8 protein-coding genes are annotated in these 13016 nt (G+C 70.6%); 2 read left to right on the forward strand and 6 right to left on the reverse strand.

All coding sequences use genetic code 11. From position 1 onward, the window contains the following. Positions 1–176 precede the first annotated feature (176 nt). Both M0P34_RS07895 and M0P34_RS07900 read right to left on the reverse strand, forming a co-directional pair. Positions 177–1640 (reverse strand): sigma-54 dependent transcriptional regulator, encoded by a 1464-nt coding sequence (locus M0P34_RS07895; RefSeq protein WP_291498193.1) that lies wholly within the window; start codon positions 1638–1640, stop codon positions 177–179. After that, positions 1625–3109 (reverse strand): ATP-binding protein, encoded by a 1485-nt coding sequence (locus tag M0P34_RS07900; RefSeq protein ID WP_291498194.1) that lies wholly within the window; start codon positions 3107–3109, stop codon positions 1625–1627. Before M0P34_RS07900 ends, M0P34_RS07895 begins: the two co-directional genes overlap by 16 nt. Before the next feature lie 268 nt (positions 3110–3377). Here M0P34_RS07900 and M0P34_RS07905 point away from each other — a divergent pair, with 268 nt between their 5' ends. Together M0P34_RS07905 and M0P34_RS07910 are read left to right on the forward strand one after the other, a co-directional pair. Then, on the forward strand, positions 3378–7370 hold the full coding sequence (locus M0P34_RS07905; RefSeq protein ID WP_291498195.1) for an acyl-CoA dehydratase activase: 3993 nt from the start codon (positions 3378–3380) through the stop codon (positions 7368–7370). 40 nt (positions 7371–7410) lie between these two features. Further along, positions 7411–8007: a class I SAM-dependent methyltransferase gene (locus M0P34_RS07910; RefSeq protein WP_291498196.1), complete on the forward strand. Its 597-nt coding sequence runs from the start codon at positions 7411–7413 to the stop codon at positions 8005–8007. Between the two features lie 199 nt (positions 8008–8206). On the opposite strand, the gene M0P34_RS07915 is transcribed toward M0P34_RS07910, so the two are convergent. The 4 genes from M0P34_RS07915 to M0P34_RS07930 form a co-directional block, all read right to left on the reverse strand. Next, positions 8207–9154 (reverse strand): AraC family transcriptional regulator, encoded by a 948-nt coding sequence (locus M0P34_RS07915; protein WP_291498197.1) that lies wholly within the window; start codon positions 9152–9154, stop codon positions 8207–8209. 195 nt (positions 9155–9349) lie between these two features. After that, positions 9350–10639 (reverse strand): hypothetical protein, encoded by a 1290-nt coding sequence (locus tag M0P34_RS07920; protein ID WP_291498198.1) that lies wholly within the window; start codon positions 10637–10639, stop codon positions 9350–9352. Next, a complete protein-coding gene (locus M0P34_RS07925; protein WP_291498199.1) occupies positions 10639–11469 on the reverse strand; it encodes an outer membrane lipoprotein-sorting protein in 831 nt (276 codons plus the stop codon). The genes M0P34_RS07920 and M0P34_RS07925 overlap by 1 nt, the downstream gene beginning before the upstream one ends. Before the next feature lie 78 nt (positions 11470–11547). Further along, positions 11548–13016: MMPL family transporter (locus tag M0P34_RS07930; RefSeq protein WP_291498201.1), on the reverse strand; the 1469-nt coding region annotated here is incomplete at its 5' end.

The raw sequence follows: 13016 nt of genomic DNA on the forward strand, positions 1-13016 counted from the left end.
CGACGAACCAGGGTCAATCTGGCATTGCTATGGATGTTCACTCGGTCCTCCCTCGGCAGTTGAGTTTTCGCACACCCAATCTGACCGATTAGGGCCGAGTGAACAACCTCCTATAACTCCACATCTAGTGTGCCCCGGGGTCCAGGGCAAGCGCGGAGTTGGGGGGGGGCCGGGGCTCAGCCCCGGCCCGGGGGGCGGCCCGGGGGCCTGCCGGACACCAGGGCCTGCACGCGGATGGCGTACTTGTCCATGCGCGCCAGCAGCGTGGGCCGCGAAACGCCCAGAAGCCGCGCGGCCTGGGTCCGGTTGCCCCCGGTCAGGCGCAGGGCCTCCTCGATGGCCCGCGCGGCGAAGTGGTCGACCACCTCGTCGAGCACGCGCTCGCCGCCGCGCGTGAGCCGGGCGCGCACGAAGCGGCCCAGGGCCGCGTCGAAATCGTCGCCCGGCGGGGCTTCCCCGGGCCGGTCGCCGTGGATGGCGTCCAGGATCTCGCCGGCCCCCAGGGGCGCCCCACGCGAGAAGATCAGCGCCTTGCGCACCACGTTGGCCAGCTCGCGCACGTTGCCCGGCCAGCCGTGCCCGGCCAGGGCCCGGCGGGCGTCGTCGGTGAACCCGGGGGCGGGCACATCCATCTCGCGGGCCTGGCGGGCCAGGAAGTGGTCGGCCAGCAGGTCCACGTCGCCCTCGCGCTCGCGCAGCGGCGGCAGCCACAGGGTGACCACCCGCAACCGGTAGTAGAGGTCCTCGCGAAAGCGGCCCTCGGCCACGGCGGCCTCCAGGTCGCGGTTGGTGGCGGCGATGATGCGCACGTCCACCCGGCGCGGCCCCGCGCCGCCCAGGCGCTCGACGCTGCGCTCCTCCAGCAGGCGCAGCAGCTTGCCCTGGATGGGCAGGGGCATGTCGCCGATCTCGTCCAGGAACACGGTGCCGCCGTCGGCCTGCTCGATCTTGCCCACCCGGCGGGCCGCCGCGCCGGTGAAGGCGCCCTTCTCGTAGCCGAACAGCTCGCTTTCCAGAAGCGTTTCGGGGATGGCCACGCAGTTGATGACCACGAACGGCGCGTCCTTGCGCGGGCTGTGCTGGTAGACCAGGCGCGCGGCCAGCTCCTTGCCCGTGCCCGACTCGCCGCGCACCAGCACCGTGGCCTCGGTGCCCGCGACGCGGCCGATGGCCTTGTACAGCCCCTGCATCACCGGGCTGCGGCCCACCAGCGCATCGTCGCCCTCCCCGGCGGCCTCGCCGGGCCCGGCGTCCATGGCCACGGCCCGGCGCTGGAAGCGCCCGGCCTCCAGGGCCTGGTCGATGAGGGCCAGGATGTCGGGAATGTCGAAGGGCTTGAGCACATAGTCGAAGGCCCCCAGGCGGGTGGCCTCGATGGCCGTGTCCGTCGTGCCGTAGGCGGTCATGATGATGGCCGCGAGCCGGGGCTCCACGGCGCGCATGGCCCGGAAGCCCTCCAGCCCGTCCATGCCCGGCAGGCGCACGTCCATGATGACCAGGTCGGGCACGGCCTCGCCCACGGCGCGCACCCCGGCCTCGGCGGAGTTGGCCGTGCGCACCTCGTGGCCCTCCTGGGCCAGCAGGCGGCGGAAGCTCTCGCGCAGCTGGGCGTCGTCGTCCACGATCAGGATCTGTGCCACTGGCCGTCCTCCTTGGCGGGCAGGGTGATGGAGAACTGCGCCCCGCCGCCCTCGCGCGAGGCGGCCGTGATCCAGCCCCCGTGCTCCTCGACGATGCGCCGGGCGATGGCCAGCCCCAGGCCGGTGCCCTCCTCCTTGGAGCTGAAGAAGGGCTGGAAGACCTGCTCGCGCAGGGCGGCGGGAATGCCCGGGCCCGTGTCGGCCACGCGCACGACAACCACGCTGCCCAGGGGATCCGCGTAGCCGGGCGCAACGCCGATCTCCACCCGCCCGCCTCCGGTCATGGCCGTCATGGCCTCGCAGGCGTTGACCAACAGGTTGACCAGGACCTCCTTGAGCTGCTCGGGGTCCACGATGACCGGGCACGGCCCGGCCGGGGCGCGCAGGTCGACCTGCACCCCGTAGGACTCCAGGCGGTGGCGCATGAGGGTCAGGGCCGCCCGGACCACCTCCACGGCGTCCACCTGCTGCTTGCGCGGCGTGGCCGGGCGGGAAAAGTCCAGGAAGTTCCTGGCGATGGCATCGATGTGCCCGATCTCCTCGGTGATGACCTCGAAGTCCTCGCGCTGCTCGTCGGTCAGGCGCAGGCTGCGACCCAGGGAGAACAGGCGGATCTTCACCGAGGTCAGCGGATTGCGGATGCTGTGGGCCACGCTGGCGGCCAGCTTGCCGGTGAGTGCCCATTTTTCGGCCTGCACCAGGTGCTCGCGGCTTTTCTCCAGCTTGTGCCGTGCGGTGCCCACGTCGTGGAGCAGGTCGCGCACGCGTCGGCCCAGGGCGGTGATCTCGTTGCCCGGGCCCGGGGCGGTGAGGTCCATGGCCTCGGCCAGGCTGTGGATGGGCCGCAACACATGGCGCACCAGCACGAAGGCCAGCACGCCCACCAGGGAGAGGGCCACGGGCATGAACCCCAGGGCGGCCCCGCTGACCACGGCCATGCGCTGGCGCCCGGCCAGCCCGGCCGCGCGCATCCGCTCCTCGTGCAGCGCGCGGTGCTCCTGGCACAGATGCAGGACCCGGGCGTACTGGACGCGGATGTCGCGGTGCAGGGCCGCGCCCTCGTCGCGCCGCCCGGCGCGGTAGAGGTCCAGCACCGCGCCGCGGCCCTGGGCGTAGTGCAGGTAGCCGGACTCGACGCGCCCCACCAGGGCCTGGGCCTCGGCGTCGGGGGCCAGGGCGCGGGCCTGGCCCAGCAGCGTCTCGAATCCGGCCCGGCTGCGTTCCAGGCGCTCCAGCCAGAGGGGGTCGCCGTCCAGGAAGTAGTAGGTCACCAAGCCGCGCTGCTCCAGCAGGGCATCCACCAGCCGCCCGGCGGTCTCGTAGGCCGCGAAATTGCGGTCGAGCACGCCGGAGAGCAGCGTGTCGGCCTTGTGGGTGTACCACAGGACCATGGCGCCGCCCGCCAGGGCGACGGCCACGATGGCCGCAAGCAGGGAAAAGATGTGTACGCGCAGGGACAAACGGGGCATGGCGCGGAACCTCCCGCCCCGGGCCGACCCGGGAACCCGGCCATCAAACCCGCAACGGACGGCCATTGCAAGGGGAATTCTCGGCGCGGGAATCGTTGCCGGGGCATTTTTCGTCGCTTGGCGGTCAAGCCATTTCGCCGCCCCGGGGCTAGGGTCCGAATCGAACCCGGCCTTTCCTCTCGCCGGGCCGGGCCGCCGCTTCGCCCGGCGGCCCGGCCAACGGCGCCGACCCCAAGCACAGGCGGATTGCCGCCAGGGAGATGCCCGCATGTACCACATCGGAATCGATATCGGCTATTCATCGGTCAAGCTCGCCGTCCTGGACATGGACGGCGCAATCGTCCACACGGGCTACGCGGGCCACAAGGGGCAGGCCTTCGACGCCCTCGGCCTGCTGCTGCGGGGCATCCCCGCCTTCCCCGGGAGGCGTGGCGTCGCGTACGGCGCGGTCACGGGCAGCGGGGGGGCCCTGCTCGCCCGGGCCGGGGCGGCCAGCCGCGCCAACGAGGTGGCCGCCCTGGTGGAGGGCGCCCTGCTGCTGGACGATGCCTGCGCCTCGATCATCGAGGTCGGCGGGCAGACCGCCAAGTTCATCACCAGCTTCGCTCCCGGGAACAAGGCGGGCGTCCAGGTGTCCATGACCTCCAACTGCTCGTCGGGGACGGGTTCGTTCCTGGAAGAGCAGGTCTCCCGGCTGGGCCTGGCCATCGAGGACTACGCGACCGTCGCCGCCAGGGCCGCGAGCGTCCCGCGCATCGCCGGGCGGTGCAGCGTGTTCGCCAAGACGGACATCATCCACCACCAGCAGCAGGGGGTGCCCGTGCCGGACATCCTGGCCGGACTGGCGCGCGCGGTGGTCAAGAACTATCGCGGCGCCGTCATGCGCGGGCTGCCCAGAACCCCGCCCATGCTCTTCGCGGGCGGGGTCGCCCTGAACGGGGCGATGGTCGACGCCATGCGCGCCGAGCTCGGCCTGGGGCCCGACGAGCTGCGCGTCCACGAGCATTCGTGCCTGGCGGGGGCGACGGGTGCCGCCGTGCTGGCCGCGAAGCAGAAGCTGGCCATCGACCTGCGCGCCCTGGCCGAATTCCTGGAGCGGGCCGAGCCGGTCCACCTGTACACGCAGGAAACCGCCCGGCTGGAGCCGCTGCGCGACCTGGGCGACGCCGACGCCAGGGACCGGCACCGCTGCCAGCCCCTGCCCGACGAGCCCCTGACAACGGCCTGGTTGGGCATCGACGTGGGCTCCACCAGCACCAACCTGGTCCTGACCGATGCCCGGGACCGCATCCTGGCCTACCGCTACCTGCGCACGGCGGGCGACCCGGCGCGGGCCGTGCGCAGGGGCCTGGACGAACTCCACGGGGAACTGGGCGCCAGGGTCCGCGTGGCGGGCGCCGGGGTCACGGGATCGGGCCGCCACCTGATCGGCCGCATGGTGGGCGCGGACCTGGTGCGCGACGAGATCACCGCCCAGGCCAGGGCGGCCACCCTGCTGGACCCCGAGGTGGACACCGTCTTCGAGATCGGCGGGCAGGACTCCAAGTACATCGCCCTGAAGGACGGGGTGGTCGCCGATTTCCAGATGAACAAGATTTGCGCGGCCGGGACCGGATCGTTCATCGAGGAGCAGGCCAAGAAGCTTGGCGTCCCCCTGGACGAGATCGGCCCCAGGGCGCTGGCGGCGCGCTCGCCCATCGGCCTGGGCGAGCGCTGCACCGTGTTCATGGAAAGCAGCATCGCCGCCCACATGGCCCACGGCGCCGACACGGCCGACCTGGCCGCCGGGCTGTGCTACTCCATCGTCAAGAACTACATGAACCGGGTGGTCAGCAACAAGCCGGTGGGCCAGAGGATATTCCTCCAGGGCGGCGTGGCGCACAACCAGGGCGTGGTCAACGCCTTTCGCGCCGTGACCGGCAGGCGGGTCGTTGTCCCGCCGTTCTTCAGCGTCACCGGGGCCTACGGCGCCGCGGTCCTGGCCCGCGAGCACATGGCGGCGCAGGGCCAGGCCCGGACAGCCTTCAAGGGCCTGCGCCAGGACGAAACCCGGCCCCCGGCCGCGCCCCCGGCCCCGGCCGCGGGCCGCCCGGCGGATTCGTCCTTCAGCCGGGAGATGCAGGACTTCATCTTCCAGGGCCACAACCCGGTGGCCGACCCGGCCCGCAAGACAGTGGGCATGCCGCGCGCCCTGTTCACCTTCGGCATGTTCCCCATGTTCCACCCCTTCTTCGAGGCGCTGGGCTGCAACGTGGTCCTGTCCGACCCCACCTCGGAGGAGACCGTCCGCCTCGCCCAGGAATACTCCCTGGACGAGACCTGCTACCCGGTCAAGCTGATCAACGGCCACGCGGCCCAGCTGGTGCGGATGGGCGTGGACTACATCTTCTTCCCCGACCTGTTCAGCGTGGCCCACCCCGGCTCCAGGGCGCGGCAGGACTACGGCTGCCCCTACATGCAGGCCGCCTTCAAGATCATCAACAAGGCCATGTCGCTGGACACCAGGGGCATCAAGCTGCTGGCGCCGACCATCGCCTTCAGCCGGGGCCAGGATTTCATGCGCGAGGTCTTCATGGACATGGGCCGGGAGCTTGGCGCCGACCGGGAGCAGACCGGCCGCGCCCTGCAGGCGGCCATGCGCTCGTTCAAGGCGTTCGAGGCCAGGATGGACGCGCGCGGCAAGCAGATGGACGCCCTGGAACCGGGGCGCAAGGCCTTCGTGCTCATCTCCAAGATATACGGCGTGGCCGACCCGGTGCTGAACCTCGGCATCCCGGACAAGCTCGCGGCCCTGGGCTACCAGACCCTGCCCTTCTACGCCCTGCCCCCGGCCGACATCTTCGAGCAGCACCCCAACATGTACTGGCCCTTCGGGCAGCACATCCTCGAAGCCGCGCGGGTGGTGGCCGCACACCCCGACCTCCACGCCATATTCCTGACCCACCACGGCTGCGGGCCGGACACGGTGACCACCCACTATTTCAAGGAAATCATGGGCGACAAGCCCTACCTGACCATCGAGGTGGACGAGCACTCCTCGGATGTGGGCGTCATCACCAGGCTGGAGGCCTTCGTCGGCAGCCTGGAGCACCAGGGCGCCCGCCCGGGCGCGGAGCAGACCCCCGCGCCCCCAGGGGCCGCCCGGGGCGGAAGCATCGAGACCGGCCTCGCTCCGGGCCGGGACCACAGGCTCCTGCTGCCCGACCTGCCGCCATACTCCCGGCTGGCTGCGGCGGCCATGCGCGGGCACGGGCTGGAGGTCGAGCCCCTCGCCCCCAGCGACGCCCGGTCCCTGGACCTGGGGCGGCGCCACACGGTGACCAACGAGTACTATTCCCTGACGGCCCTGCTGGGCGACCTGTTGCGGGCCCTGGCCCCGCCCCGCGCCCCGGGGGCGCCCCCGGCCGTGCTGCTGCCCCAGAACGAGGGCGCGGAGGTGGACGGGCAGTACGCCCGCTTCGTGCGCACGCAGCTCGACCTGAACGGCCACCGCGACGTGGCCGTGTGCGCCCCGTTCCTGGAAGACCTTCCGGACCTGGGCGAGGCCCCCGCACGGGACATGTTCCATGTCCTGCTGGCGGGCGACCTCGTCCTGCTGGCGCCCCCGGCGCGCAGGCCGGAGCTCCTGGCGACCCTGCTGGAAGGCGGCGAATCCGGCGCGCCGGACGGACCGGCCCTGGCGGCCGCCGCCCGCCGGGTCCGTGCCTGGAACGAGGAACCCGCCCCCGGCAAGCGCGTCTTCGCCCTGGGCGAACCGCTGGTGCTGTTCAACGACTTCCTCAACGACGGCACCTTCCGGCGGCTGGAACAGGACGGCCACCGGGTCATCCGCGCGCCCCTGAGCGAATGCCTCTGGAGCCTCTGGCACGACCACCTGGAGGCGAACCCCGGGTCCGGCGCGGCGCAGCGGCGCGCCCGCCTGGACGAACTGCGGCGGCTCATGGGCTCCATCGGCCGCGAGCTCGGCGCCCACAGCCACTTCGAGCCGGACCCGGAGGCCCTCATGCGCCGCGCGGACCGGACCCTGGGCCTCTACAGCGGGGCCTTCGGCCGCTACCGCAGCGTCAAGGCGCAGGGCAGCCTGCCCGCTGTGGACGGCATCATTTCGGTGACCTCCATGTACGAGAACACGGGGATATCCCTGGGCATCCTGCGCGGCGGCGCGGCAGCGGGGGAGCTGCCCCACCTGGCGCTGACTTTCGACGGAAACCCCAACGAAAACGACAAGATGAAGACTGAATCGTTCATCCACTACCTGTAGCCGCCAGCGGGGCACAGAGCGAAGCGGAGGAAATACGACCATGAATCCGACGACAGGACAATGCAAAGGCGGGGCCGCGACGGCGCGGGGGCGCGGCCCCAGCAGCTTCTGGCTCCAGGATCCGGAACCCGTGTTCGCGCACCTGGCGTTGCGCGAGGACACGCTCTTTGTGGACGCGGGCTGCGGCGCCGGGGAATACGCCCTGTACGCGGCGCGGCGGCTGGGGCCCACGGGCCGGGTGGTGGCCCTCGACTCCTCCCGGGAGTCCATCGACTGGCTGCGCGCCAACGGCAACCAGCCCGGGGCGGCCCCGCTCAGCGGGCATGTCTGCGACATCACGGCCGCCATGCCCCTGGAAACCGGGCAGGCGGACGTGGTCATGCTGGCCACCGTCCTGCACATCCGGGCGGTCCGCGACAGGGCCGCGCCCCTGTTTCGCGAGATCGCCCGGATCCTGCGGCCTGGGGGCACCCTGGCCGTGCTGGAATGCGCAAAAAAGGAGGCCAACTTCGGCCCGCCGCTGCATGCCCGCCTGGCCCCGGAGGACGTGGCGCGCCTGGCTGCCCCGGCGGGCTTTCGCAGCTCCTCCGTGCTGCTGCTGGAGCACACCCACCTGACCTGCCTGAGCCCAGGCTGAGCAACGCCCCCGGCGGCCGGGCCGGAGCGAAAGAGTCGCGGACCGTGTCAAAAAGCGCCCCCGCCCCCGGACCACCGGGCGCGGGGGCGCCGGGCGAAGGCCCGGGCGGGGGGGCCGCTCCGTCTGCCGCGTCGGCGCCGGGAGCTTTGGGAGCGCGGGAGGCGCGCCGGACACTGGCCGGCGCCCGCGCACCAGCCCCTCAGCACGCGGGCGTGTGCAGGCGCTCGCGCACGGATTGCAGGTAGGCCTTGGGCAGGACGCCGAAGCGCTTCCTGTAGGCCGAGGAGAAGTGGCTCAGGTTGGTGTAGCCGATGTCCCAGGCCACCTCGCTGACGTTCATGTCGCCCTCGGCGAAGAGCCTGCGGGCCCGCTGCAACTTGTATTCCCTGACAAAGGCGATCACGGACATGCCGAACAGAGCCTTGAACCCGGCCTGGATGCTGGCAATGGGCAGGCAATACCTGGCCGAGATATCGGAGAGGGTCGGCGGGTCGGCGTAGCGCTCCTCCAGCTCCTCGCGGATGGCGTGGATGACATCGCGCACCCGGGGGCACAGCGCGGCGTCCGGGCAGGCGGACGCCGTTTCCGCCAGCACGAGGGCCAGCAGCTCCCAGGCCTTTGCCTCGACGTACATTTCGATGCCGACGTTGTTCCTCAGGCTGTAGAAAAGCTCGTTGGCGGCGGCCTGCATCATGGGCGACTGCCTGTGCTGGCGCACGAACCCGTCCGCGGGGCCGCCCTCGAGCACCCGGCGCAGGCAGGGGGCGGCCCGACCCGCGTCGCGCCCGAGCATGGCGCCCAGGGTGGACGGCAGGACATGCACATGCAGCAGCCGGACCTTCCGGCGGGCGGGCAGGTGCGCGGTGCCGCACAACTGCGGCATGTAACCCACGCCGAACCGCCCGGCCCCGTTGTGCAGCTCCGTCGCGCCCCCGGGCGCGGAGGCGATCCGGCTGGTGAACGCCCCCTCCAGGAAAAACCCGAAGTCGATGAAGCGGTTGGCCTTGCAAAAGCCGAGGGCGAACGCCTGCGGCAGGGTCGCGTCGAGCACCGTGAGGGCCAGCCCGCCCCCCAGGCGCCGCTCCTGCCACAGCCGGGCGAACCAGGCGGCCCGGCCCTGCTCCTGCAACGCGGGGAACTGGCGCACCGGCTCCGCTGGCGCGGCGCCGTCCGCAGCCCGGGGGGATCGGGCAGGCTTCGGAGCAGCGGTATGCATGGGAACTCCGTTTATGCGATTATGAATTTCATTATCAATGAGCTGCATGTAAAATCCCCCGTCCTTCCTGTCAATCCGGGCCGCCGGGCTCCGCCCCCGGCCGGGCGGCGGAGCCCGGCGGCGAGCCTAGAAGCTGTACCGCAGCGCCATGTAGAGGTTCGAGTTGTTCCTGTATTGCCCGAACATCGTTCCGAGGTGGTCGCCAGTGAAGATGTTGGCGCCGATCTCCTGCCGGATGTCGTCGGTCCACTTGTAGACGATCCGCGGGCGCAGGTAGGCGTCCGCGTCGCTGGGCGACCAGTATCCGGACACGGCCAGCTCCAGGTTCTGGTTCATGAGCAGCTTGCTGACCTGTACCGTCAGCACATGGCGGAACTCGTCCCGGCGGCGCCTGCCGTTGAAGGTCGCCGCGTACGAGTCGTACCCGAGCAGCTGCTCGACGTAGTACTGCACGCTCCCGGTGCAGTCGCGGCACAGCTCGCGGGCATAGCCGACCAGGTAGCGCAGCTCGGAATTGTTGATCCCCGGATTGCGCCCGCCCCTGTCCTCGGTGGAGTCGTAGTAGGCGAACTCGGCGTTGGCGATGCCTCCGGCCAGGGGGCCCCGGACGCTGGCCCCGTAGACATGCAGGCGGGGGAAGATCGCGGTCCCCCGGGCATCGGCGCCGCCGGGGTTTTTCCAGAAGCCGAAATAGCCGTATGCCGCCAGCTCGAAGGCCCCGACGGACCGGTAGAGCCGCAGCGCATACTCGGCGTCGGCCGCCCAGCGGTCCGGCCGCTCGTAGTCCAGGCCCGCGTCGCCCCCGGTCAGGGCGCCGCGGCTCCCGTCCCAGTAGGAAATGTACCGCCCGGTGATGAAGCGGTCGCTGGCGAACAACGGCGTGAGCACCAGATCGACGTTCAGCCGGCCGAAGAACAGGCTGGCCTTGACGCTGTCGCTGGGCGCCTTGAGGTACTCGTCGTCCCGGCCGATGAAAAAGGACTGCCAGTCCTTGGGGAACAGGTCGTTGAGGAAGACCAGGTCGCCGGTGCCCCAGGTCAGCACCTGGCGCCCCAGCTTGAGGTCCAGGTTGTCCGTGGGCCGCAGGAACATCCAGGCCTCGCGGGTGTCGCCCTCCACGCGCCCCAGGATCCCGTCGTGCCAGATGTCCTGCTTGAGCTTGAACTGGGCCCAGTCCGTCTGCGTGGATGCCTCGCACTGCACCCGCAGATCCAGGACGGACGCGTCCTTCGCGTGGGCGTCCTCCCGGATGCGCCCCCCGCCCCGGACCTCCAGGAAGCCGTGCACCTCCACGGGGTCGAACCGGTCCCCCAGGGAGGCCGCCGCGCACTCGCCGCCAGCCGCCAGCATGGCGGCCGCCAGGGCCAGGCAGGCGATGACCGCCCGCCGGGCCCCGGCCGGAAACGCCGCCAGCATTACGGCAAAACCTCCCTGGGCGCCCGGCGCAGGTAGCGCTCGGTGAAGAGCGCGTCCTCCAGGCCGCTGTTGTACCGGATGTCGGAAAAGACCATCTCGGTCCGGCTGCCGGTTTCCAGGTCGCGGGCAACGGAGCGGACGACCGTGGGATAGGCCACCGGCCGCCCCTGCTCGGCGGCCGCGACCAGCTCGACCTCCAGGACCTCGATGATCCGGTAGGGTCGTCCGTCGGCCTTGTGGTATTCGATGCGCATGGGCAGCCAGGTCGTTTTGTCGATGTGGGCCACATACGCGGCGAACTCGACGGCCCCGGGGTTCCGGGGCGTGCCCCTGACGACGTGGAAGGGCCCGTCGGCCGGGATCAGCTCATGGAAGTCCTCGGACGGGTTGCGCCCCGAGATATCCTCGTAGAGGAAATCCGACCCCACGAAGCTCGTGCGCTTGTCGCTGGCCGCGATGCGCTTGACCAGGTCGAGGCTCGGCATATAGAGCCACCGGTCGTCGTCGGCCTCCGCGCCGACGTGCTTGTGGACCATGAACACCATCTTGCGCACGTCGGACGGCTCGACGAAGTAGACGAAGTACTTCTGGTCGCCGTCCCGCGCGCCGCAGTCCAGGCGCAGCATGTTGAACTGCCGCTTGCGCGTGCGCCCCTGCTTGTCGGTTATGATCATCGTCGTCGTGCCCCGGCAGTCCCGGCCCTGGTACAGCGAGGCATGATTCGACATCTCGACCACCGACCGGGCCGACACGGCCTCCCCCGCATGGCTCCATGCGGCAAGCCAGGCCAGACAAAACGCCACCGCCACCACTCCGCAAACGTGTCTCACGGATACTCTCCTGTTTTTACGCTGTTTCAAGACTGAAAAACCGGACATGCGGGCCCGGACGGGCGCCCGGGCCCGCCGCTACCGCGGCCCGTTCCGGGGGGCCGCCTCGTCGGTGTACACGGGTTCGGCCTCGCAGCACCCGGACGCGTCCTCGCCGCGCACCTCGATCCTCCGGGGGCGGAAGAGCCAGGCCTGGCCGGCCGTCAGCGTGGCCGGAAGCAGGACCAGCGTGACCCCGCCGGAAAGAATCAGGATGGAGAACAGGAGGATGCCCGTGGTCTTGTACGGAACCAGGGCCGCCACCAGCATGGGCAGGAAGCCCAGGGCGATGATGATGACGTTGCGGCTGATGGCCCGCGCGGGTTCGCCGAACATCAACGGGACGGCCTTCGCCCATGTCCCCGCCTGCGCGGTCATCTGGCGGCTGCGCTCGAGGAAGTGGATGGCGAAGTCCACGGCGATGCCCAGCGAGATGGCGCCGAGCACGGCCACGGGCATGTCGTAGTCCAGCCCGAGGAAACCGAGGGCGCCGTACATGAACGCGATGGTCAGCGACAGGGGGACCATGCACAGGACGCCCCACGCCAGGGACCGGAAGAGCACGACCATCATGCCCATGACGATGAGGTAGCTTCCGCCAAGGGAGGACAGCATGCCCCAGAACATTTTCCACTGGAAAACATAGTTGATGTAGTGCAGCCCGGCGAACTGGTGTTCCAGGGCCACCGGCGGCCTGTGGTCGCGCAGGTACTGCCCCACCGCCTCCACCGCCGCCCCCGTGCGCGTGCTGTCGCCGCTCTGGAACTGCAGGAAGATGTTCACGGAGTCGAACCCGGGCGTGACGAAATGCCAGATGTCGTGCGGCTTGTGGCTTTGCTGGTACTGCATGAGGCATTCGGAGACCGCTGCGGACGAGTCCGGAATCCTGTAATTCTCGGCCCGCCCGTCGATGAGCTCCTGGTGGACCTTGCGCACGATGTCGGCCAGGGAGGTGCTTCTGCCGATGTACCCGTTCCGGAGCAGCCAGGCCTGCATGTCGGCCATGTAGCGCAGCACCTCGGGGCGCTTGAACACCTCGGCCCCGGCCTCCCCCTCCAGGACCAGGGAGGCCGTGTAGGTGCCGCCGAAATGCCTGTTCAGGGCCGTGTCCGCCTGGCGGATGGGGTGCCCCGTGGCGAAGCGCTTGGCGTAGTTGTCGTTGATGTTGATCCGCGACATGCCCCAGGCGGAGGCGAGCAGGCAGACCACGGCAAGGGCCAGCACCAGCTTCGCGTGCCTGAACGAGAACCTGCCCATGCGCTGCAACAGCCGCGTCAGGACGGAATCGTCGACGCCGCCCTGCGCCGCCAGGCCGAAATTGCGCAGGACGCCCTCGGGCAGGAGCATGATGTACGCGGGGACGAAGAGCACGGTGATGAGCCAGGCGAACATGACCCCGACGCCGACAAACGCGCCGAACACCCTCGCGGGGGGGATGTCCGTCGTGACGAACGAGAAGAACCCGGCCGCCGTCGTCAGCGAGGTGTACAGCATGGGCATGAAGAGCA

This window comes from Desulfocurvus sp., from assembly GCF_023230885.1.
Taxonomy (GTDB): domain Bacteria; phylum Desulfobacterota; class Desulfovibrionia; order Desulfovibrionales; family Desulfovibrionaceae; genus Desulfocurvus.